This window comes from Bacteroidia bacterium, assembly GCA_016218155.1.
Classification (GTDB): Bacteria; Bacteroidota; Bacteroidia; order Bacteroidales; family GWA2-32-17; genus GWA2-32-17.
The window spans coordinates 70000-92648 of sequence record JACREQ010000105.1 but is presented as its reverse complement, the minus strand read 5'-3'; the positions used below and the strand labels follow the sequence as shown (position 1 = coordinate 92648).

The 22649-nt window shown below is 33.7% G+C and carries 34 protein-coding genes; 28 read left to right on the top strand and 6 right to left on the bottom strand.

Annotated features, from left to right (window positions below):
* Positions 1-33: 33 nt before the first annotated feature.
* The gene (locus HY951_16895; GenBank protein ID MBI5541740.1) at positions 34-633 is read right to left on the bottom strand and encodes a DUF3267 domain-containing protein; all 600 of its coding nucleotides are present in this window, start codon (positions 631-633) and stop codon (positions 34-36) included.
* 2 nt (positions 634-635) lie between these two features.
* Entirely contained in the window at positions 636-836 is a 201-nt protein-coding gene (locus HY951_16890; GenBank protein MBI5541739.1) for a hypothetical protein, read from the bottom strand.
* Between the two features lie 99 nt (positions 837-935).
* Between HY951_16890 and HY951_16885 the strand changes: the two genes are divergently transcribed.
* The 3 genes from HY951_16885 to HY951_16875 are packed head-to-tail and all read left to right on the top strand — an operon-like array spanning position 936 to position 3675.
* Positions 936-2531: a S41 family peptidase gene (locus HY951_16885; GenBank protein ID MBI5541738.1), complete on the top strand. Its 1596-nt coding sequence runs from the start codon at positions 936-938 to the stop codon at positions 2529-2531.
* A gap of 50 nt (positions 2532-2581) precedes the next feature.
* Positions 2582-3175 (top strand): nicotinamide mononucleotide transporter, encoded by a 594-nt coding sequence (locus HY951_16880; protein ID MBI5541737.1) that lies wholly within the window; start codon positions 2582-2584, stop codon positions 3173-3175.
* Positions 3160-3675: an ATP-binding protein gene (locus tag HY951_16875; protein ID MBI5541736.1), complete on the top strand. Its 516-nt coding sequence runs from the start codon at positions 3160-3162 to the stop codon at positions 3673-3675. Before HY951_16880 ends, HY951_16875 begins: the two co-directional genes overlap by 16 nt.
* Before the next feature lie 39 nt (positions 3676-3714).
* Here the strand turns inward: HY951_16875 and HY951_16870 are convergent, their stop codons facing one another.
* The 4 genes from HY951_16870 to HY951_16855 all read right to left on the bottom strand — a co-directional run bounded on the left by HY951_16870 (position 3715) and on the right by HY951_16855 (position 8772).
* Complete coding sequence (locus HY951_16870; protein ID MBI5541735.1) at positions 3715-4860, bottom strand: T9SS type A sorting domain-containing protein; 1146 nt, start codon at positions 4858-4860, stop codon at positions 3715-3717.
* 56 nt (positions 4861-4916) lie between these two features.
* Positions 4917-5546 (bottom strand): T9SS type A sorting domain-containing protein, encoded by a 630-nt coding sequence (locus HY951_16865; GenBank protein ID MBI5541734.1) that lies wholly within the window; start codon positions 5544-5546, stop codon positions 4917-4919.
* A gap of 63 nt (positions 5547-5609) precedes the next feature.
* Entirely contained in the window at positions 5610-6482 is an 873-nt protein-coding gene (locus HY951_16860; GenBank protein ID MBI5541733.1) for an SUMF1/EgtB/PvdO family nonheme iron enzyme, read from the bottom strand.
* Positions 6483-6612: 130 nt separating this feature from the next.
* Entirely contained in the window at positions 6613-8772 is a 2160-nt protein-coding gene (locus tag HY951_16855) for an elongation factor G (protein MBI5541732.1), read from the bottom strand.
* A gap of 364 nt (positions 8773-9136) precedes the next feature.
* Here HY951_16855 and HY951_16850 point away from each other — a divergent pair, with 364 nt between their 5' ends.
* The 25 genes from HY951_16850 to secY are packed head-to-tail and all read left to right on the top strand — an operon-like array spanning position 9137 to position 22644.
* On the top strand, positions 9137-9517 hold the full coding sequence (locus HY951_16850; GenBank protein MBI5541731.1) for a 30S ribosomal protein S12: 381 nt from the start codon (positions 9137-9139) through the stop codon (positions 9515-9517).
* A 12-nt stretch (positions 9518-9529) separates the two neighbouring features.
* Entirely contained in the window at positions 9530-10006 is a 477-nt protein-coding gene (gene rpsG, locus HY951_16845) for a 30S ribosomal protein S7 (protein MBI5541730.1), read from the top strand.
* A gap of 26 nt (positions 10007-10032) precedes the next feature.
* Entirely contained in the window at positions 10033-12144 is a 2112-nt protein-coding gene (gene fusA / locus HY951_16840; GenBank protein ID MBI5541729.1) for an elongation factor G, read from the top strand.
* Position 12145: 1 nt separating this feature from the next.
* Positions 12146-12451, top strand: coding sequence for a 30S ribosomal protein S10 (gene rpsJ, locus HY951_16835; protein ID MBI5541728.1), 306 nt, complete (start codon positions 12146-12148; stop codon positions 12449-12451).
* A gap of 22 nt (positions 12452-12473) precedes the next feature.
* The gene (rplC, locus tag HY951_16830) at positions 12474-13091 is read left to right on the top strand and encodes a 50S ribosomal protein L3 (GenBank protein MBI5541727.1); all 618 of its coding nucleotides are present in this window, start codon (positions 12474-12476) and stop codon (positions 13089-13091) included.
* Positions 13091-13720 (top strand): 50S ribosomal protein L4, encoded by a 630-nt coding sequence (rplD, locus tag HY951_16825; protein MBI5541726.1) that lies wholly within the window; start codon positions 13091-13093, stop codon positions 13718-13720. The genes rplC and rplD overlap by 1 nt, the downstream gene beginning before the upstream one ends.
* A 10-nt stretch (positions 13721-13730) precedes the next feature.
* Positions 13731-14021: a 50S ribosomal protein L23 gene (gene rplW, locus HY951_16820; GenBank protein ID MBI5541725.1), complete on the top strand. Its 291-nt coding sequence runs from the start codon at positions 13731-13733 to the stop codon at positions 14019-14021.
* Positions 14022-14027: 6 nt separating this feature from the next.
* Entirely contained in the window at positions 14028-14852 is an 825-nt protein-coding gene (gene rplB, locus HY951_16815; GenBank protein MBI5541724.1) for a 50S ribosomal protein L2, read from the top strand.
* Positions 14853-14869: 17 nt separating this feature from the next.
* Complete coding sequence (gene rpsS / locus HY951_16810) at positions 14870-15133, top strand: 30S ribosomal protein S19 (protein ID MBI5541723.1); 264 nt, start codon at positions 14870-14872, stop codon at positions 15131-15133.
* A gap of 26 nt (positions 15134-15159) precedes the next feature.
* On the top strand, positions 15160-15579 hold the full coding sequence (gene rplV, locus HY951_16805) for a 50S ribosomal protein L22 (GenBank protein MBI5541722.1): 420 nt from the start codon (positions 15160-15162) through the stop codon (positions 15577-15579).
* Entirely contained in the window at positions 15579-16283 is a 705-nt protein-coding gene (gene rpsC / locus HY951_16800) for a 30S ribosomal protein S3 (protein MBI5541721.1), read from the top strand. The genes rplV and rpsC overlap by 1 nt, the downstream gene beginning before the upstream one ends.
* 19 nt (positions 16284-16302) lie before the next feature.
* Positions 16303-16731: a 50S ribosomal protein L16 gene (rplP, locus tag HY951_16795; protein MBI5541720.1), complete on the top strand. Its 429-nt coding sequence runs from the start codon at positions 16303-16305 to the stop codon at positions 16729-16731.
* A gap of 7 nt (positions 16732-16738) precedes the next feature.
* Positions 16739-16942: a 50S ribosomal protein L29 gene (rpmC, locus tag HY951_16790; protein ID MBI5541719.1), complete on the top strand. Its 204-nt coding sequence runs from the start codon at positions 16739-16741 to the stop codon at positions 16940-16942.
* An 11-nt stretch (positions 16943-16953) separates the two neighbouring features.
* Positions 16954-17211, top strand: coding sequence for a 30S ribosomal protein S17 (gene rpsQ, locus HY951_16785; protein MBI5541718.1), 258 nt, complete (start codon positions 16954-16956; stop codon positions 17209-17211).
* 2 nt (positions 17212-17213) lie between these two features.
* Positions 17214-17582 carry a 50S ribosomal protein L14 gene (gene rplN / locus HY951_16780; protein ID MBI5541717.1) on the top strand — a complete coding sequence of 123 codons (369 nt, stop codon included), beginning with the start codon at positions 17214-17216 and terminating at the stop codon, positions 17580-17582.
* 17 nt (positions 17583-17599) lie between these two features.
* Positions 17600-17923, top strand: a complete 324-nt coding sequence (gene rplX, locus HY951_16775; GenBank protein ID MBI5541716.1) for a 50S ribosomal protein L24 — start codon at positions 17600-17602, stop codon at positions 17921-17923.
* On the top strand, positions 17923-18480 hold the full coding sequence (gene rplE / locus HY951_16770) for a 50S ribosomal protein L5 (GenBank protein ID MBI5541715.1): 558 nt from the start codon (positions 17923-17925) through the stop codon (positions 18478-18480). The genes rplX and rplE overlap by 1 nt, the downstream gene beginning before the upstream one ends.
* Before the next feature lie 2 nt (positions 18481-18482).
* On the top strand, positions 18483-18752 hold the full coding sequence (gene rpsN, locus HY951_16765; protein ID MBI5541714.1) for a 30S ribosomal protein S14: 270 nt from the start codon (positions 18483-18485) through the stop codon (positions 18750-18752).
* 21 nt (positions 18753-18773) lie between these two features.
* Positions 18774-19169, top strand: a complete 396-nt coding sequence (gene rpsH / locus HY951_16760; protein ID MBI5541713.1) for a 30S ribosomal protein S8 — start codon at positions 18774-18776, stop codon at positions 19167-19169.
* A gap of 12 nt (positions 19170-19181) precedes the next feature.
* Positions 19182-19736, top strand: a complete 555-nt coding sequence (gene rplF / locus HY951_16755; protein ID MBI5541712.1) for a 50S ribosomal protein L6 — start codon at positions 19182-19184, stop codon at positions 19734-19736.
* Between the two features lie 16 nt (positions 19737-19752).
* Positions 19753-20109: a 50S ribosomal protein L18 gene (gene rplR / locus HY951_16750; protein MBI5541711.1), complete on the top strand. Its 357-nt coding sequence runs from the start codon at positions 19753-19755 to the stop codon at positions 20107-20109.
* A 5-nt stretch (positions 20110-20114) separates the two neighbouring features.
* Complete coding sequence (gene rpsE / locus HY951_16745) at positions 20115-20630, top strand: 30S ribosomal protein S5 (protein ID MBI5541710.1); 516 nt, start codon at positions 20115-20117, stop codon at positions 20628-20630.
* Between the two features lie 12 nt (positions 20631-20642).
* Positions 20643-20822, top strand: a complete 180-nt coding sequence (rpmD, locus tag HY951_16740; protein MBI5541709.1) for a 50S ribosomal protein L30 — start codon at positions 20643-20645, stop codon at positions 20820-20822.
* 24 nt (positions 20823-20846) lie between these two features.
* Positions 20847-21296, top strand: a complete 450-nt coding sequence (gene rplO / locus HY951_16735; GenBank protein MBI5541708.1) for a 50S ribosomal protein L15 — start codon at positions 20847-20849, stop codon at positions 21294-21296.
* A 13-nt stretch (positions 21297-21309) separates the two neighbouring features.
* Complete coding sequence (gene secY / locus HY951_16730) at positions 21310-22644, top strand: preprotein translocase subunit SecY (protein MBI5541707.1); 1335 nt, start codon at positions 21310-21312, stop codon at positions 22642-22644.
* Positions 22645-22649 lie beyond the last annotated feature (5 nt).

Below are 22649 nucleotides of genomic sequence, written 5' to 3'. Positions count from 1 at the left end.
AAGGCATTCTGAAAAGGATGCCTTTTTTATTTATTATGCGAATGGATTTTCAAAAACTACACAACCGGCTCTGTCCGGATGATCTGAGGCAAGATAATTACCTTTTACTTTTCTTAATTTCCAGATTGAATATAAATCGGAGCCTGCTGTAACAATAAACAGAATTCCAGATAATAACAAAGGAACAGAATCAATAATAATAGATGTAAATGTTGGAATAAAACCCATTAATATTGCTGGTGTTGCTGTGCTTATTCTGTATGTTTTAACGCTTATAGGATGCTTGCAATGAACGTAAGGTGTAAAATTAATCCAATTTATTCCGGCTTTTAAATCAGAAATTTTTATGTCTGCAAAAATTAAAAGAGTAATTGCATGTAATAATTCGTGAACGAAAATACCTGCTATTAATACAGGAACAGTAATATAAACATCAAATATTATTCTTTCGGTTATTGTCCATGTGTGACCAAAACCCCATATCATGCCAAAAATCCCTACAAAGAAAACCACTGAAAACCCAAAAAGTATTAAACTGAAGGTATTTGATTCTGTATAACTAAAAGAATAATCGGTTTTATAGTCCTGTAAAATTTTATCTTCAGGTATTTCGTCAATTAATTTCTCATCCATTTTTAAAATTGTTTTCTTCCAATTGATTTTAAATAGTTGTCAATTGAACGATTATAGGTTCTTTCATATCCTGAAGAAAAGTAGCATGCCGGTAATTCGCCCATACTTCTGTGATAATCCAAACATTCGCAACATTTTCCTTTTCTGCTGCATGGATAAGTGCAATTGCAGTTTTTAACATTTTTTTCGATATCGCAATTCATAGCATATCAGTTTATTAGGTTATTTGTTTGTGTTTAGCTCAAACTTACTTGCAGAAATGTATTATTTTTACGTTCTGTAAAATTAATATAATTCTGAATATGCATAAAATTAAGTTGATAATATCTTTTCTTGCTTTGTTAGTTTCCTTAAACGGATTCTCTCAGGTAGGCAATCAGGCAGCTTCATATAAGTTAAGCAGGGTACTTGATGTAATAAATATGTTTTACGTAGATACTGTTAGCAATGATAAACTTGTTGAAGCAGCAATTGTTGAAATGTTAAAAGAGCTTGATCCTCACTCTGTTTATGTTAGTGCTGATGAAGTAAAAGAAATGAATGAACCTTTGGAAGGTAATTTTGAAGGAATAGGAGTTCAGTTTAATATTTATAACGATACTATTATGGTTGTAAATCCTATTCCTGGTGGACCATCAGAAAAATTAGGTATTCGTGCAGGCGACAGAATTATTCAAATAGATGGAGTAAATGTTGCTGGTGTTAAAATTAAAAATAATGATGTTTTTAAAAAGCTTAGAGGAAAAAAAGGAACTCTTGTAACAGTTTCTATTGCACGTAGAAACGAAAAAGATCTAATCGATTATACTATTTCAAGAGATAAAATTCCAATTTATAGCCTGAATGCATCATACATGATTGATAAAGAAATTGGATATATTAAGTTAGACAGATTTTCTGCAACAACTATGACTGAGTTTGGCGAGGCAATTTCAAAACTAAAAAAAGCTGGTGCAAAGGATTTGGTTTTAGATTTAACCGGCAATGGTGGGGGTTATTTGAATACTGCGGTTGATTTAGCCGATCAGTTTCTTGAGGATAAGAAAATGGTTGTTTATACACAAGGTAACAACAGTCCAAGATCAGATTATAAAGCTACAAATTCCGGTGAGTGGACAGATGGTCGTTTAATTGTATTGGTTGATGAAGGCTCTGCTTCGGCAAGTGAAATTGTGTCCGGTGCAATACAGGACTGGGATAGGGGGGTAATTATTGGTCGCCGTACTTTTGCGAAAGGATTGGTTCAACGTCCTTTTAACTTACCTGACGGTTCCTTAATACGTCTTACAGTTGCACGTTATTATACTCCTTCTGGCAGATTAATACAAAAATCATATGAGAATGGCTTTTCGGAGTATTCTAAAGATATTATTCACAGATATAACAAAGGAGAATTAATTCATGCAGACAGTATTCATTTTCCGGATAGTTTAAAATTTCAAACTTTGAATTCTAAACGTAATGTTTATGGTGGTGGTGGTATTATGCCCGATTTCTTTATTCCGCTTGATACCAATCAATATTCTGATTATTACAGAAGTTTAATCAGAAAAGGAGTCATTAATAAATACGTGCTTACCTATATTGACAATAATCGTACAACCTTAAAAGAGAAATATCCTGATTTTGCAAAGTTTAAAACCGAATTTATTGTGGACGATGTTATGATTGATAGTCTTGTAAGTATGGCTACCAAAAATAGTATTGAGAAAAAGGATGACGAGATTGCAAAAAATAAAGATGATATGAAGCTTTTTGTAAAAGGGATGATTGCAAATAATTTGTGGAACTACAGTGAATACTGGGAAATTATTAACCCTTCACGTCCAGAATATATGAAAGCTATTGAAGTGCTTCATGATAAAAAATTGTATTCTAAGAAACTTTCAAAATCATAAACAAAACATAATCCGCCTCGGTGGAATAAATTCTTAATCCTAATTCAATAATGATCTTAGATTGGCTTATTAAGAATTGGGTTGAGGTTGCTGGAGCATTAACCGGATTAATTGCAATCTATTTTCAGATTAAAGAAAAAGTAATTTTCTGGCCAATTAGTTTGATTAATGTTATTCTTTATATTTTTGTTTATTTTAATGCACTGTTATATGCTGAAGTTAGTTTGCAACTTTATTATTTAGTAGTTAGTATTTATGGATGGTATTACTGGCAATCAGGTAAAATAAAGAACAAAGGAAGCGAACTTAAAATAACAGTGTGCAGTAAAAGTCTTATAATAAAGCTTTTTGTGATATTTGTTGCATTGTTCTTTGCTATGGCATATGTTTTAAAGAAATATACAAATACTGACGTGCCATATGTTGATGCATTTGTTACAGCTCTTAGTTTTATTGCAACTTGGTTACTTGCTAAAAAGAAAATAGAGAACTGGTTAGTGTGGATAGTAGTTGATGCTGCATGTGTTGGAGTGTATATTTACAAGGGATTATATCCAACAATAGTTTTATTTACCGTGTTAACCGTTCTGGCTTTTGTAGGTTATAATTCATGGAAAAAATCTATGCTATGCAAAAGCGAATAGTAGTAATAGGACCTGAGTCGACAGGGAAAACGACTATTTGCCAGAAACTGGCAGAACACTATAATACACAATGGTTGCCGGAATATGCACGTACGTATATTGAAAACTTAAATCGACCATATACTAATGATGATGTTTTGCACATTGCTAAAAAACAAATTGATTTAGAAGAAGAATTAGCGAAAAATAATGATGTGCTTTTTATTGATACCGATTTAATTATTACTAAAGTCTGGCTTCTGCATGTTTATAATTCTTGTCCCGATTGGATAAACGAAGCAATTAAAAATACTCCGCGCACTTTATACATATTATGTTATCCCGATTTGCCCTGGGAATTTGATCCGGTTCGCGAAAATCCTGAACTAAGAGAATACTTTTTTGATTGGTATAAAAAAGAAATAGAAGCTTTAAATATTCCTTACTTTATTGTAAAAGGCGAAGGTGAGGAGAGAGTGAAAAATTGTATTCAAGAGATAAATATGACGAGAATTGTTTAAAATTTATCCCTTTGCAAATAATTACTCATTTGATTTGTTTTATTTTTCTATCAATACTTTTTTCGAATTATTAACCCCGTTACCATTTACTTTCAAAAAATAAATACCAGATTTAACTGCTTTGTTATTTAACAATAAAGAGTATTCGTTACCCGAGAATGATTTTGAAATAACAGTTTGCCCGTAAATATTTATGAGTTTAATGTTATAGTTATTTCCAATGCATGATTGTGGAAGGATAATATTAATTAAATCTTTTGCAGGACTGGGATAAACAGAAATATTTTGATTATTTGTTACAGGCATTACATTGCTTGTGGAAAGCGTATATCTTCTGAAAAATTTCCATATTTCAATTGTATATGAAATATCGTTTGCAGGTGGGTAAAGCCATTGATGGTCGGCACCATTTGCTTTAAAAAGCTCTACAATTGAATTTTGTTGTCCGTTTGGGTAAACATAATGATCAACAGTAAAGCCATCGGCAACTAAATCTGGAAATGTTGTAGTTGTTGGTGTTGTATTGCAAAGGTTGTTATCAACCCAGAAATTTATAAGAGAATCGGTATTTATTCCATATGTATTTGCAGAGTAAGAAACAGTACCATCTGCTGTTCCATGAAAATGAGCTATTGGAATTGCACGACCGGGATTGCATTGTGTTAAGCCAATACCAATTGTTCCTGCAACAGATGCAAAAGCAGCAATTCTTGTGTTTGATTCGCATGCCATACGCTCAGTCATAAAACCACCCATCGAGAATCCACAAATATATATTCTGCTTTGGTCTATAGCATAGTTTGCAATAGCTGTATCAATTAGTGCATTTAAAAAAGCCATGTCATTAATTGTTGCATTTGGATAATAACCAGATGATCCTGCACCTGAATTCCAGGCTGCTCCTGCAAATGGATCGGTATAAGCCTGAGGAACAATTACTATAATATTTGCAGTGTCGGCAACATAGTTCATACCAATTGTACTAAAGTTTGTCATGTTATCGCCCAAACCATGTAAAGTTAAAACCAGAGAAGCCGGATTTGCAGCATTATAAATAGCAGGTTTGTATATTCTGTATTGTCTGAGCTTTGTTTGAAAAGTAAACGATTTATTTATCCACTGTGCTTTTGCTGTTACCGAAATAATAATTGAGAAAGCTAAAAATAGTAAAAGTTTTGTTTTCATAATTGTTGTATTTAATTATAAGTAAATATAACTCATCATTATTTAAAAACCGATTGTTATTGTTTAATTATTTTTTGACATTCTATTCCGTTATCCGTAATTATTTTAATAAAATAAATGCCATGCTCCATATCTGTTAAGTCAATTATGCCATTGTTTGCAATTTTCTTTTCAAGAATTAAAGCACCATTATAATTGTATAATTCAAAATCTGATGATTTGTTATTTTTTACAGAAATATAATTTGTGCATGGGTTGGGATAAATAAATGATGGTTTTATTAAATTATTTTCTTCAATTACACTTGGTGAGGTAACAACAAAAGTTTTATCTATTGCTGGTGCGTAATCACCAATGCCTATTCCTGATAGATTAATAGTATATGTTCCTGCAGGAAGCATTCCGATTGTGAATGCAGTATCATGAGGTACAATTACAGTAAGTCCACCCTGATCATTGCAATTAATGGTTAAGTTAACCTGAAAGTTATTAATATTAATGTCATGGTTAACGATGTATGATCCGGTACTGGCAAAATTCCCAAATAGTTTTACTTTAATAATATCGGCTGTAGTAGGATTTGTTGGAATAATCTGTATACCTCCAACGTAATAAAATGTCTGGCATGTGGCATTTATGCTTATTGCTAATAATGCTACTAAAAAAAGAAATGCTGGCTTTTTCATAGAATTATTATTTAAAGGATTTAATTATAAGACAAACAAGCCTGAAATAGGTTGCCTGGTCTTTTAGTTTTTTATATTTGAAATATAAGTCCTAACAATCCTAAATCCTACATAATTATTTTTAGAATTTCTGTCCAGAGAGAATCTATTATTTACATCAGCATTGTCTTTCCAAGATCCACCTAATACTACATTTGAATTGTTAAGTTCATTGTCTGAATTAGTGCTCGTCCATTCTGAGACATTATCAGAAAAATGATATAAACTGTTTTTACTTCTTTCTCCGGAATTAACTTTTTGCAAATTATTGTTGTTTGTTTTTTCTTTTAACATTGGCATTGAAGCCGCATAATACCATTCTTCTTCGACCGGAACACGATAGTCATTCATATAAGGGGTTTTGCCATCTTTCTTTAATTTTTCAATTTCAATTTGGGTTTTCCACATACAATAAAATTTTGCTCCGTTATATGATACACCAACAATTGGATAGTCGTCAAATTCTTTATTGCTAAAATAATTTTTGTATCTAGTATTCTCATTTTTAAAAATTGTTGTATCAATTAAATTTTTAGAAGCGTCAGAATATGATATGCATGAGTGCGATTTGTTATTTGTTGATTGATTATTATTAGAATTATAATTAATCCAGCACAGACTATCATTAGGTGTGAGACTTAATGCTGATATAAATTCTCTGAATTCTTTATTCGTAATTTCATTACTCATCCAGAATGGTGCTACTGAAGCTTTATAAATTACAGTGTCATTTTTAATAATTACTGTTCTGCTATATGTTCCCTGACCAATAAACGACATCCCCTTAGGTTGTGCTTCGTACCATGTTTCTCTCTTGTTCTGATTATTGTTATCTGTTTGAGAAAAAAGACTATTACTTATAATTAATGATAATATAATAATTGTAGTTGTTTTCATAGTCTATATTTTTTTATAATGTATAAATATACAAATTCTCAGCTTAGTTTGTAACCTAGCAGATTTTTATTTACAAATATAAATCACAAAACCCGGCTTTTGACCGGGTTTTGATATGATAAACAGAAATCTATTCTTCTTCTTTTTCCTGTGCTTCGTATTCCTTAAGCAATTTGTCCTGTAATTCGCCAGGAACCTGAGCGTATTCAGCATATTTCATTGTATAAATAGCACGTCCGCTTGTAATAGAACTTAAAGCAGTGGAGTATTTGTTCATTTCAGCCAAAGGAACTTTAGCTTTAATAACTTCAAAACCTTTTTCGCTGCTCATTCCCTGTACAATTGCACGACGGGTTTGAAGGTCACTCATAACATCACCCATTTTTTCGCTTGGTACCCATACTTCAACATCGTACACAGGTTCCATAATTCTTGGACCGGCATTTTTAAATGCTTCTCTGAATGCGTTTCTACCAGCTAGGCGGAAAGAGATTTCGTTTGAATCAACAGGGTGCATCTTACCGTCGTAAACAGCTACGCGGATATCACGGGCATAAGAACCTGTAAGTGGACCTTCTTCCATTTTCTCCATAATACCTTTTAAAATTGCAGGTAAGAAACGAGCTTCGATTGAACCTCCAACAATACAGTTTAAATAAACTAATTTACCACCCCAAGCAAGATCGTGCTCTTCTTTTCCTCTCACTGAAATGTTGATTTCTTTTGCGCCGAATTTGTATTTAGTTGGGTTAGCCATTCCATCAGTGTATGGTTCAATAACAATATGTACTTCGCCAAATTGTCCTGCACCACCTGATTGTTTTTTATGTCTGTAGTCTGCCTGAGCAGGTTTAGTAATAGTTTCGCGGTATGGAATTTTTGGAGCTAAAAATTCTGTAGGTATTTTATAAATATTATCTAAATGCCATTTCATGATATTTAAATGATATTCGCCCTGACCGGAAATAATAATTTGTTTTAACTCTTTTGAATATTCAATCTGAATACTTGGATCTTCAACATGCATTCTGTTTAATGCTTCACCTAATTTTTCATCATCGTTTTCACTTACTGCCTTAATAGCGGTGCGGAAACGAGGCTCAGGAAAAGGAATAGGTTCAAATGTAAAATCGTTGTTTGAAGCAGACATAGTCTGGTTAAACTTTGTATTTTTTAATTTTACAGTAGCACCTAAATCTCCGGCAACAATCTTTTCAATTTTATTTCTTGTTTTTCCGGCAACTGTTAAAAGCTGTGCCATTCTTTCTTTACTAAGTGAATTGTTATTTACCAAATCGGTACCTTCAGTTAATTCACCTGATATTACTTTAAAGTAGTTTATTTCACCAATGTGTTGCTCAATAGAAGTTTTGAAAACAAAAACAGAAATTGGTCCTTTTGAATCAATTTTTACTTCTTTTCCATCGGTTGTTTTTGGAGCAGGAACATCAATAGGAGATGGTCCGCTTGTTCCGATAAATTCCATTAATCTTCCAACACCCATATTCTTTTTTGCAGATGTGCAGAAAACAGGATATAATGAACGGTTCATTATGCCAAGTTTAATACCACGAGCAACTTCAGCTTCGTCTAATGTGCCAGTTTCGAAGAATTTTTCCATTAATGCTTCTTCGTTTTCAGCAGCAGTTTCAATAAGTTTATTGCGTAATTCTTCTGCCTGAGCCATATGTTCTGCTGGTATGTCTACTAATTCAGCTTTACCACCGTCAGCACCATATTTAAGCATTTTCATTTTCAATACATCGATAATTGAATTAAATCCACTACCGGTGTTTACTGGAAATTGAACCAATGCTGCTTTATTTCCGAAAAATGATTTTATAGCTTCAGATGTTGCTTCAATATTTGCTTTATCATGGTCAACCTGATTAATTACAATAATTAATGGTTTTTCCATTTTCTCAACATAACGCATTTGAATCTGAGTGCCAACCTCAATTCCGTTTTGTGCATTAACTAACAATACAGCTGTATCGGCAACTTTAAATGATGAGAATATAGCGTTGTTAAAATCGTCAAAACCAGGTGTGTCTAAAATGTTTATCTTTTTATCAAGATATTCTGTCTGAAGTAAAGCTGAATAAATAGAGCAACCATTGTGATGTTCAATATCATAAAAGTCTGAAACAGTACTTTTATTACCTATATCGCCACGACGGCTAATCGTTCCACCTTCAAATAGCATAGCCTCTCCAAGTGTGGTTTTCCCTGAGGATGAATTACCAACAAATACAATATTTCTGATTTGCTCGGTTTGATAAACTTTCATTTTCTTCTTATTAAATTAATTGTTTTACGCGCATTCTTTTTCAAAAAGGTTACAAACCTAATTGAATTTTGGAAAAAATACAATAATCACCTAAAATTAATTTTATATATGCATTAATAAATATTTTGCAATAATCAATCTATATAACCACAATAAAATTAGTTTATTAACTTACTTTTATTTCATCTTAATCTATAACTAATAAGGTATTTAAAGCGTGCATTTTATGTTATTAAAATGTATTTATTGAAATTGTTTACACATTTGTAGATATTTTTTCTGTTCACATCGTTGTTTTAAAAAAATATTGTTTTACCTTTGCAAACCATTTTGGAAAACTTTATTTAATTAAAAGTGAGTATTTATGCCGACTGTAGAGCAATTGGTTAGAAAAGGACGAAAGAAAATCGTTGAAAAAAGTAAGTCAAGAGCACTTGATTCATGCCCGCAACGTCGTGGCGTTTGCACCCGTGTATACACAACAACCCCTAAAAAGCCTAACTCTGCTATGCGCAAAGTGGCTAAAGTACGTATTACAAACGGACAGGAAGTTATTGCTTATATTCCAGGTGAAGGTCATAACTTGCAAGAGCACTCAATAGTACTTATTCGTGGTGGTCGTGTAAAGGATTTACCGGGAGTACGTTATCATATTATTCGTGGAGCTTTAGATACAGCCGGAGTTGAAGGCCGTAAACAAAGAAGATCAAAATACGGAACAAAAAGACCAAAAGTTAAAAAATAATTATAAGACAAAATGAGAAAGTCGAGACCAAAAAAACGCATCATTCTGCCCGATCCTAAATTTAATGATGTACTGGTTACCAGGTTTGTAAATGACCTTATGTACGAAGGCAAAAAAAGCGTAGCGTTAAAATCATTTTATGATGCTATGGATGTGGTTGCTAAAAAAACTAAGGAATCTGGATTAGAACCTTTGGAATATTGGAAGAGAGCATTAGAAAATATTACTCCTAACGTTGAAGTAAAAAGCCGTAGAGTTGGTGGTGCTACATTTCAGGTACCAACCGAAATTCGTCAGGATCGTAAAGTTGCAATAAGCATTAAGAACTTAATCGAGTTCGCACGCAAACGCAGCGGAAGATCAATGAGCGAAAAACTCGCAGCAGAAATTGTTGCAGCTTATAATTCAGAAGGTGGAGCATTTAAAAGAAAAGAAGATACACATAGAATGGCAGACGCAAACAAAGCGTTCTCACATTTTCGCTTTTAAAAAAGTTCTTTGACGGTAGTGGATTAATGGCAAAAGATTTAAAATATACCAGAAACATTGGCATCATGGCTCACATTGATGCAGGTAAGACCACTACCACCGAGCGTATATTATATTATACAGGTATTAACCACAGAATGGGGGAAGTACATGAAGGTTCAGCTACTATGGACTGGATGGTACAAGAGCAGGAGAGAGGTATTACTATTACTTCTGCAGCTACAACAACCTTTTGGAAATACCTTGATGAAGATTACAAAATAAACATTATTGATACTCCCGGACACGTTGACTTTACCGTTGAGGTAGAAAGGTCACTTCGTGTTCTTGATGGCGCAGTAGCAGTTTTTTGTGCAGTTGGTGGTGTTGAACCACAATCCGAAACTGTTTGGCGTCAGGCTACAAAATATCATGTTCCCCGTATCGCATTTGTAAATAAAATGGATAGACCGGGAGCTGATTTTTATAATGTAATAACACAAATTCAGAAAAAACTTAAAGCAAATCCGATTCCGGTTCAAATTCCAATTGGAAACGAAGAAAGTTTTAAAGGTGTTATTGACCTTATTAATAATAAAGCTATCGTTTGGAATAACGAATCATTAGGTTCTACTTACGAAACTCTTCCTGTTCCTGAGGAAATGAATGAAATTGTTGAGGAATGGAGAGAATTTATGTTAGAAAAATTAGCAGAACACGATGATGTTATTTTAGAAAAATTTTTAAACGATAAAACTTTAATTACATCCGAAGAAATTTATAATGCAATTCGTAAGGCTACAATTAAAATGAAAATTGTACCGATGTTTTGCGGAGCTGCATTTAAAAATAAAGGAATTCAGTGCTTACTTGATGGCATCATTGCTTATTTACCAAGTCCGATTGATATTGGCAGCGTAAAAGGTGTTGATCCAAAATCTGAAAAAGCAATTGAAAGAAAACCTGAAAATGATGAACCATTTTCAGCATTGGCATTTAAAATAGCTACCGACTCTTATGTTGGTAGATTAACATATTTAAGAGTTTATTCCGGAGTTTTAAAAGCCGGAGCAATGATTTATAATGTTCGTACCGGAAAAAAAGAAAGACTTACAAGGCTTTTTCAGATGCATGCGAACAAACAATTACCAAAAGACGAAATTGAAGCAGGCGATATTTGTGCAGCAGTTGGATTAAAAGATGTAAAAACTGGAGATACTCTTTGTGACGAACATAAAGCAATAGTACTTGAAACTATGGTTTTTCCTGAACCTGTAATAGGCGTAGCAGTTGAGCCAGTAAGTCAGGCAGATATTGATAAATTAGTGCTTTCACTTCAGAAACTTTCCGACGAAGATCCAACTTTCACAGTAAAAATTGATGAGAATACCGGTCAAACTACAATTAACGGTATGGGTGAACTTCATTTGGAAATTTTGATTGACAGATTAAAAAGAGAACATAACGTTCAGATTAACCAGGGTGTTCCAATGGTTGCATATAAAGAAACATTGACAACTGAAACTGAACATCACGAAATATTTAAGAAACAAACAGGCGGAAAAGGAAAATTTGCAGAAATTACTGTAAAAGTTGGTCCTGCCGATAAAGGTGTTTCTGGATTACAATTTATTAATGAACTTAAAGGAAATAATCTTCCTAAAGAATATATTTTAGCAGTAGAAAAAGGATTTAAAATGGCCATGAATAATGGTCCGCTTGCAGGATATACATTGGATAATTTAAAAGTTGTGTTAACTGATGCAGCTTTTCATCCGGTAGATTCAGATGCAGTATCTTTTGAAATTGCAGCAAATTTATCATATCGTAATGCTTGTATGAGTGCAAATCCAACACTCCTAGAGCCCATTATGAATGTTGAAATAGTTACGCCAGAAGAATATATGGGCGATGTAATGAGCGATTTAAATCGTCGTCGTGGCCAGATTCTAGGAATGGATAACAGATTAGGAGCAAGAGTTGTAAAAGCTCAGGTTCCACTTGCAGAAGTTTTTGGATATGTTACAATTTTACGTACCATTACTTCTGGCAGAGCATCTTCTTCAATGGAGTTTTTTCAATATCAGAAAATGCCTTTTGAATTAGCTGCTGAAATTATTAAACGAGTTACAGGAAAGCAAATTTTCATTAATCAATAATATGAGCCAAAGAATTAGAATAAAATTAAAATCTTATGATCACAACTTGGTTGACAAGTCAGCTGAGAAAATCGTAAAGACTGTTAAATCAACTGGCGCAGTTGTAAACGGACCAATACCTTTACCAACACACAAAAGAGTATTTACTGTTTTAAAATCGCCTTTTGTAAACAAAAAATCTAGAGAGCAATTTCAGATGAGTTCACACAAAAGATTATTGGATATTTATAGTTCTACATCCAAAACTATTGATGCTCTTATGAAACTAGAACTTCCTAGTGGTGTTGAAGTAGAAATTAAAGTGTAATTTTTTAAATAATAATTAAACAATGGCCGGACTAATAGGTAAAAAAATCGGAATGACTTCGATTTTCAGCGCCGAGGGAAAAAATATTCCATGCACTGTTTTACAAGTTGGTCCCTGTGTAGTTACACAGGTGAAAACCGTAGAAAAAGACGGTTACGATGCTATTCAGTTAGCATTTGACGAAAGAAAAGAAAAGAATACCCCAAAACCTTTGGTGGGGCATTTCAAAAAAACCGGAACAACTCCTAAAAGAATTGTTCGCGAATTCAAAAATTTCACTTTTGACGTTAAAGCAGGTGATGTTATTACAGCTGAAATGTACAAAGAAGATAATTTTGTTGACGTAACCGGAACTTCAAAAGGAAAAGGATTTCAGGGCGTAATTAAACGTCATGGTTTTGGTGGTGTTGGCGGAACAACTCACGGACAACATAACAGATTAAGAGCTCCTGGATCACTTGGTGCAAGTTCATTCCCTTCACGCGTATTTAAAGGAATGCGTATGGCTGGACAAACTGGATCTGTAAAAGTGAAACAAATGAATCTTGAAATTGTAAAGCTTATTGCTGAACAAAATATTTTAGTTGTTAAAGGCTCGGTTCCCGGGTCAAATGGATCATATATAATTGTTGAGAAGTAATGGAACTATCAGTATTAAATATAACCGGAAAAGATTCTGGCCGTAAGGTAGCCCTTAATGATGCCATTTTCGGAATCGAACCTAACGATCATGCTATTTATTTAGATGTGAAACAATTTATGGCAAATAATCGCCAGGGTACTCACAAATCTAAACAACGCGCTGAAATTCGTGGTAGCTCGAAAAAAATTAAAAAACAAAAAGGTACTGGCGGTGCACGTGCTGGTAATATTAAATCACCTACTATTGTTGGTGGTGGACGTGCTTTTGGACCAATGCCTCGCGATTACAGTATAAAGCTTAATAAAAAAGTTAAGCAACTAGCTCGAAAATCTGCGTTGTCAACCAAAGCAAAAAATAATAATATTATTATTTTGGAAGATTTTGATTTTGAGACACCTAAAACAAAGAGTATCGTTGATTTAAGAAAAAACTTAAAAATAGATGATAAAAAATCTTTAATAGTGGTAGCAGATCAAAAGAAAAACGTATATTTGTCATCTCGAAATTTAAAAGACTCTAAGGTCATAAGTATTTCAGAATTAACTACATACGAAATTGTTAAAGCTTCGGCTTTAGTTCTTGTAGAGAGTTCACTTGCGGTTTTAGAGAATAATATGCTTAAATAATTAAAGAGTAATGGATATCATTATCAGGCCAATAGTAACAGAAAAGATGAATCGTCAGGGCGATTCACTTGGCAAGTACGGATTTATGGTTTCAACCGTTGCAAATAAACTTCAGGTTAAAAATGCAATCGAAAAACTATATAGCGTTAACGTTGCTTCTATTAATACTATAAAGTATAGTGGCAAAAATAAAACCCGAAATACACGTTCCGGTCTTTTACGCGGAAAGTCGAGTGCTTTTAAGAAAGCAATCGTTACATTGGCTAAAGGAGAAAAAATTGATTTTTACAGCAACATTTAATATACAATGGCCGTTAAAAAATTTAAACCTGTTACCCCGGGTCAGAGAAGAAAAGTAATAAGCTCATTCGAGGAAATTACATTTAGTTCCCCCGAAAAATCATTATTGTCACCAGTAAGAAATTCTGGCGGAAGAAATAATTCCGGTAAAATGACGATGCGTTATATTGGTGGTGGACATAAAAAGAAATTCCGTACTATCGATTTCTTAAGAGATAAAGACGGAATTCCTGCTACAGTAAAATCTGTAGAATACGATCCAAATCGCAGTGCTCGTATAGCATTAGTTTATTATGCTGATGGCGAAAAAAGATATATTATTGCTCCAAACGGAATTAAAGTTGGTCAAACAATTTTATCAGGAAAAGATGCAGCTCCAGAAATTGGAAATACACTTTTCTTATCAGATATTCCTTTAGGTACAAGTATTCATAATATCGAACTTTATCCTAGTCAGGGTGCTGCTATCGCTAGAAGCGCTGGTTGCTATGCAACTTTAACTTCACGTGAAGGTCGTCATGCAATTATTAAAATGCCTTCAGGTGAAACAAGAAAAATTCTTGTTACTTGTAAAGCTACTGTTGGTATGACATCTAATCCTGACCATTTCCTAGAAGTATCTGGAAAAGCAGGTCGCTCACGTTGGTTAGGTCGCAGACCAAGAAATCGTGGTGTTGCAATGAACCCAGTTGACCACCCAATGGGTGGAGGTGAAGGTAAGGCTTCTGGAGGTCATCCTCGTTCACGTAAAGGTATTCCAGCTAAAGGTTATAAAACCCGTAAGCCAAAGAATGCTTCAAATAAATTGATCATAGAACGTAGAAAAAAATAATTATTAAGTAAATCGTTATGAGCCGATCCATAAAAAAGGGACCATATATTCACTTCAAACTCGAGAGTAAGGTGACAAAAATGATTGCTTCTGGCAAACGTCAGCCAATTAAAACTTGGTCAAGAGCATCTGTAATTTCACCAGAATTTGTTGGAATGACAATCGCAGTACATAATGGAAATAAATTTATTCCGGTATATGTAACTGAGAATATGGTTGGACATAAATTAGGAGAATTTTCACCTACCCGTACATACAGGGGTCATGCAGGTAAAAAATAATTAATAAAGAAAAAGAATAAAATAATATGGGTGCCAGAAAAAGACTTAGTGCCGATAAGTTAAAAGAAGAAAAAAAGCAAATAGCATTTGCTTACCTTCACAATTGCCCAACCTCACCTCGTAAAATGCGTTTGGTTGCTGACATGGTTAGAGGTGTAGAAGTAAAGAAAGCTTTAGATATGCTAAAATTTTCTGCAAAACAGCCTTCAGATACACTTGAAAAACTTTTACTTTCTGCAATAGCAAATTGGACAAATAAAAATCAGGGTGTTCGTATCGAAGACAGCAATTTATTTGTTAAAGAAGTATTTGTTGATTCAGCTGTTGCATTAAAAAGACTTCGTCCTGCGCCACAAGGCAGAGCAAACAGAATTCGTAAAAGATCGAATCATGTTACTTTAATTTTAGGAACAAATATTAACGAAACTCAAAATCAAGAAGCTTAATGGGAAATAAAGTTAATCCAATCAGCAATAGATTAGGAATCATCAACGGATGGGATTCAAATTGGTTTGGTGGACGCAATTTTGGCGATAAGCTTGTTGAAGATAACAGAATCAGAAAGTATTTGAACGCACGTCTTGCAAAAGCTAGTGTTTCAAAAATTATTATAGAGCGTACTTTAAAGCTTATAACTATAACTGTTAACACTGCTCGTCCAGGTATTATTATCGGAAAAGGTGGTCAGGAAGTTGATAAGCTAAAAGAAGAATTAAAGAAAATTACCAGCAAAGAGGTTCAGATTAATATCTTTGAAATTAAGAGACCAGAACTTGATGCTATGTTAGTAGCAAGTAATGTTGCTCGTCAGATTGAAGGAAAAATTGCACATCGCCGTGCTGTAAAAATGGCAATAGCATCTGCAATGAGAATGGGAGCTGAAGGAATTAAAGTTGGAATCGCTGGTAGAATTAACGGAGCTGAAATGGCTCGTAGTGAAACTTATAAAGAAGGAAGAATACCTTTACATACATTCCGTGCTGACATTGATTATGCATTAGGTGAAGCATTAACAAAAGTTGGTAAAATCGGAGTTAAAGTTTGGATATGTAAAGGTGAAGTTTACGGTAAACGTGATCTTAGTCCAAATATCGAAGCTAAAACTTCAAAAGCAAAACCAAAAGGATTTGCAAAAAGAAGAAGAAACTAATAAATAATATTTTTAAGAAATGTTACAGCCGAAAAAAACCAAATTCAGAAGGCAGCAAAAAGGCCGCATGAAAGGAAATGCACAGCGTGGAAACCAGCTAGCATTTGGCTCTTTTGGTATTAAAACCTTAGAGAAAGAATGGATCACCAGCCGTCAGATCGAAGCTGCACGTCAGGCCGTTACACGTTATATGAAACGTGAAGGTCAAATTTGGATCAGAATATTTCCCGATAAACCTATAACTAAAAAACCTGCCGAAGTACGTATGGGTAAAGGAAAAGGAGCACCAGAAGGTTTTGTTGCACCTATTACTCCTGGCAGAATAATTATTGAAGTTGAAGGCGTTTCATTAGAAATTGCTCGTGAAGCATGTCGCCTTGCAGCTCAAAAATTACCAGTAGCTACTAAGTTTATTGTAAGAAGAGATTTTGTCGAAAACACTATTTAAAGCACCCATGAAAACTGCTGAAATAAAAGATTTATCCACTAAGGAACTTAAAGAGCGTATCGAAGACGAAAAAAGTATGCTCGTTAAAATGAAATTGAATCATCATATTTCACCATTGGATAATCCATTAAAAATAAAAAGAACCAGGAGATTAATAGCTACTATGGTTACCGAACTCCGTTCAAGAGAAATTAAAGAACAAAATAAATAGCATCCAACTAAATGGAAACGAGAAATTTTAGAAAAGAACGCGTTGGGGTTGTTGTAAGCAGCAAGATGGAAAAATCTATCGTGGTTGCCGAAAAAAGAAAAGTAAAACACCCTAAGTACGGAAAGTTTATTAATAAAACTTCCAAATACTACGTTCACGACGAGAAAAACGAAAGTAACGTTGGCGATAAAGTACGTATTATGGAAACACGCCCTCTAAGCAAAAATAAATGTTGGAGATTAGTGGAAATAATTGAAAGAGCTAAATAACCATGATACAGCAAGAATCAAGATTAACCGTAGCCGATAACAGCGGAGCAAAGGAAGTACTTTGTATTCGCGTACTAGGCGGTACAGGAAGAAGATACGCTTCTGTAGGAGACAAAATAATTGTTTCTATTAAAACTGCTATTCCTTCATCTGATGCTAAAAAAGGAACAGTTTCTAAAGCAGTTATAGTAAGAACAAGTAAGGAAATTAGAAGAACTGATGGATCTTATATTCGTTTTGACGATAACGCAGTAGTTCTTTTAACCGAATCAGATGAACTTAGAGGTACTCGTATCTTTGGTCCGGTTGCAAGAGAATTACGCGAAAAACAATATATGAAAATTGTTTCACTGGCTCCTGAAGTGTTATAATTTGTAAATAATAAGTTATGCCAAAGAAATTTAATATTAAAAAAGGGGATACGGTAATAGTTCTTACCGGTGATTCTAAAGGACAGCAGGGCCGCGTATTAAGTGTAAATAAAGAAAAAGATACCGCAATCGTTGAAGGCGTAAATCTTATTTCTAAACACACAAAACCAAATGCTAAAAGTCCACAGGGTGGAATTCTTAAAAAAGAAGCATCTATTCATATTTCAAACTTAATGTTAGTGGATCCTTCATCAGGTAAACCAACAAGAGTAGGACGCAAATTGAATGATAAAAACAAACTTGTGCGTTTTGCCAAAAAATCAGGAGAGGAGATTAAATAATGGAATATAATACATCCCTTAAGAAAAAATATACTGCAGAAGTAATACCAGCTCTTAAAAAAGAGTTTAGTTACAAAAATGTAATGCAGGTACCAAAATTGCAGAAAATAGTAATTAATCAAGGTTTGGGTGATGCTATTGCTGACAAAAAATTAGTTGATGCTTCTGTTACTGAAATAACAAATATTTCTGGACAAAAGCCTATTACTACAATGTCTAAGAAAGATATTTCTAACTTTAAGTTAAGAAAAGGAATGCCTATAGGTATAAAGGTAACTTTACGCCGCGAAAAAATGTATGAATTCCTTGAAAGACTTATTTATATTTCTTTACCTCGTATTCGTGACTTCAGAGGAGTAGAATTTAAATTCGATGGTAGAGGTAATTATACATTAGGAATTACTGAACAAATTATTTTCCCTGAAATTGATATCGATAAAATATCAAAAATGAAAGGAATGGAAATAACATTCGTTACATCTGCAAAAACAGATGAAGAAGCATATGCATTATTAAGAGAATTTGGAATGCCTTTTAAAAACAATAAAAAGAATTAATTATGGCTAAGGAATCAATGAAAGCCCGCGAAAGAAAGCGGAAAGCAATGTACGATAAATTTGAACCAAAAAGAGCCAAATTAAAAGCTGAAGGAGATTATGTAGGTTTGCAAAAACTTCCAAAAAATTCTTCAAAAACAAGATTACATAATCGTTGTAGTCTAACCGGACGTCCAAAAGGATATATCCGTATTTTTGGAATTAGCCGTATTACTTTCCGTGAAATGGCATCTAATGGTTTAATTCCTGGCGTTAAAAAAGCAAGTTGGTAATAATTCAAAAGAAATAATAAAATGACTGATCCAATAGCAGATTATCTTACCCGAGTTAGAAATGCCGTAATGGCACAACATAGGATAGTTGAAATTCCAGCTTCCAATATTAAAAAAGAAATAACAAAAGTGTTATTTGAGAAAGGCTATATCCTTAATTATAAATTTGAAGATGATGCTTATCAAGGTATAATTAAGATAGCTCTTAAATATGATCCAGAAACCCGTAAACCGGCTATTAAAAACATTCAACGAGTTAGTCGTCCAGGACATCGTAAATACGTAGGAGTAAAAGATCTTCCACGTGTATTGAATGGATTAGGTATTGCTGTTATGTCGACCCCACAGGGTATTATTACCGACAAAGAAGCAAAAGCTAGAAAACTGGGCGGAGAAGTTTTATGTTACATCTACTAAACAGATAAGATAATGTCACGAGTTGGAAAATTACCCATAAACATACCTTCAGGAGTTAAAATTAATTTTAACGACGGAATCGTAGTTGTAAAAGGTCCCCTTGGAGAACTAAAACAAGTTATTGATAGTGAATTTAAATTAAACATTACCGATACTACTTTAGTTGTTGAAAGACCATCAGAACAAAAACAACACAAAGCTCTTCATGGATTATACAGAGCTCTTATTAATAACATGGTTGTTGGAGTATCTACAGGATTTACATTAAAACAAGAAGTTGTTGGAGTAGGTTACAAAGCTGAATCTGCAGGACAATTGCTTAATATGACTCTTGGTTATTCCCACGAAATTGTTTTTGAATTGCCTAAAGAAGTATCAGTTGTTGCTGTTACAGAACGTAGAGCAAATCCAATAATTACATTAACAAGTATTGACAAGCAATTGCTTGGCCAGGTTGCTGCAAAAATTCGTTCATTACGTAAACCAGAACCATACAAAGGTAAAGGTATTAAGTTTATTGGCGAAAAATTACGCAAGAAAGCTGGTAAATCAGCAAGTGCTAAATAATTGAATAAAAAGAACTATGGCACAAACTAAATTAGGCAGGAGATTAAAAATAAAGTTACGTGTACGTAAAAAAGTAAACGGAACTAGTGAAACTCCAAGATTATCAGTTTTTAGAAGCAATAAGCAGATTTCAGTTCAGGTAATTGACGACCTTAACAAGAAAACTCTTGTTTCTGCTTCATCACTTGTAAAAGAACTAAGTGATAAAAAAGGTAATAAAACTGAGATGGCTGTAATGGTAGGTAAGCTTATTGCTGAACGCGCTATTGAAGCCGGAATTACAAAAGTAGTTTTTGATCGTAACGGCTACCTGTTTCATGGCAGAGTAAAAGCATTGGCCGATGCAGCTAGAGAAGGTGGACTTAAATTTTAAAAAATATGTCATCAAGCATTAGAAAAGTAAAAACAACCGACCTCGAATTAAAAGATCGTCTGGTTTCAATTAATAGAGTTACTAAAGTAACAAAAGGCGGACGTCATTTTAGTTTTGCAGCAATAGTTGTTGTTGGAAATGAAAATGGAATAGTAGGTTATGGCTTAGGTAAAGCTAATGAAGTAACAACTGCTATTGCAAAAGGCGTTGAAGATGCAAAGAAAAACCTTATAAAAGTGCCAGTATTTAAAGGAACAGTTCCTCACGAACAAGTTTCTAAATTTGGTGGTGCTCAGGTATTTTTAAAACCTGCATCTGGTGGTACCGGAGTTAAAGCTGGTGGTGCTATGCGTGCTGTTTTAGAAAGCGTAGGTATTAAAGATGTACTTGCAAAATCTAAAGGAAGTTCAAATCCTCATAATCTAGTAAAAGCAACTATGGTAGCTTTACTCGAAATGCGTGATGCATATACTATCTCTAATCAAAGAGGTATTCCTATGGAAAAAGTATTTAACGGCTAGAATTAAAGAAAAATGGCAAAAATAACAGTTATTCAAACCGGTAGCAGAAGTGGCTGCACTCAAAGACAAAGAAAAACTCTTGATGCTTTGGGATTAAAGAAAATGAACCAGAAAGTTGAACACGAAGCTACTCCTCAAATTATGGGAATGATTAGAAAAGTTCATCATTTGGTTAAATCAGAACAATTGTAAAAAATATATAATAGATTAAATGTTATGGATTTAAGTAATCTAAAACCTGCAGAAGGATCTGTAAAGAACGAAAAAAAGAGATTGGGACGTGGACAAGGATCCGGAAAAGGCGGCACATCCACACGTGGTCACAAAGGAGCAAAATCTCGTTCTGGTTATAGCCGTAAACGTGGTTTTGAAGGAGGTCAGATGCCTATTCAAAGAACATCACCTAAATTCGGATTCAAAAATATAAACAGAGTTGAATATAAAGGAGTAAACTTAAAAGATATTCAGCGTCTTGTTGAAGATCATAATCTGGTTTCAATTGATCCAGAAACTCTTTATGAATTTGGTATGATTCCTAAAAACTGTCTGGTAAAAATACTGGGAGTTGGAACTATTACTAAAAAAGTAGAAGTAAAAGCTCATGCATTTAGTGCAACTGCTCAAAAAGCTATAGAAGCTGTAGAAGGTACTGTTACTAAACTATAAGAATTTTTGGTGAATGAAAAGATTTATCGAGACAATAAAGAACATTTATAAGATAGAGGAACTTCGAACAAGAATCCTTTATACTTTAGGAATTTTACTTGTTTACAGACTGGGTTCATATGTATCTTTACCAGGTATTGATCCATCTAAACTTGAAAATCTAAGTAAACAGACTTCTGAAGGTATTCTTGGTTTACTCGATATGTTTTCTGGTGGTGCTTTCTCAAATGCATCTATTTTTGCTTTGGGAATTATGCCATATATCTCCGCTTCTATTGTTGTTCAGTTAATGGGTATAGCAATCCCTTATTTTCAAAGATTACAACGCGAAGGTGAAAGTGGAAGAAAGAAGATTAATCAAATTACAAGGTATTTAACTGTTATCATTCTTTTCTTACAGGGTCCAAGTTATTTGTCAAACTTACATGCTCAATTACCAGCAGATGCTTTTGTAATAACTGGAACTTTCTTTACTATTAGTTCTATGTTGATTTTAGCTGCAGGAACTATATTCGTAATGTGGTTAGGAGAAAAAATTACTGATAAAGGTATTGGTAACGGTATCTCATTAATAATTATGATTGGTATTATTGCCCGACTTCCTTTTGCGTTTGGTGCTGAATTTGCTTCACGTATAGAAGGTGGTGGAGGTCTTGTAATATTACTTGTAGAAATTGTATTATTATTATTAGTAATAGCCGGAAGTATACTTCTTGTTCAAGGTACTCGCAGAATTCCTGTACAATATGCTAAACGTATTGTTGGAAATAAACAATATGGTGGGGTTCGTCAATATATTCCTTTGAAAGTTAATGCAGCAGGTGTTATGCCAATTATTTTCGCTCAGGCATTAATGTTTATTCCTACAATTATTGTCGGATTTACTGATTCAGGATCTGGTTTTGCAGCTGCTTTCTCAAGATATACTAGTTTCTGGTATAATCTTGTTTTTGGAATGCTAATAATTGTATTTACCTATTTTTATACAGCCATTATTATGAATCCTGTTCAAATGGCTGATGATATGAAGAAAAACGGAGGATTCATTCCTGGTGTAAAACCCGGAAAGAAAACATCTGAATTTATTGATTCGATAATGTCAAGAATTACACTTCCTGGCTCTATATTCCTAGCATTTATAGCTATTATGCCTGCATTTGCCGGATTATTAGGAGTTAACAATCAATTTGCACAGTTCTTTGGAGGAACATCCTTATTGATTTTAGTAGGTGTAGTATTAGATACTTTACAACAAATTGAAAGTCACTTGTTAATGCGTCATTATGATGGTTTGATGAAATCAGGCCGAATAAAGGGTCGTTCTCAAGGAGCTGGCGCTTCAATGTAGTTGTA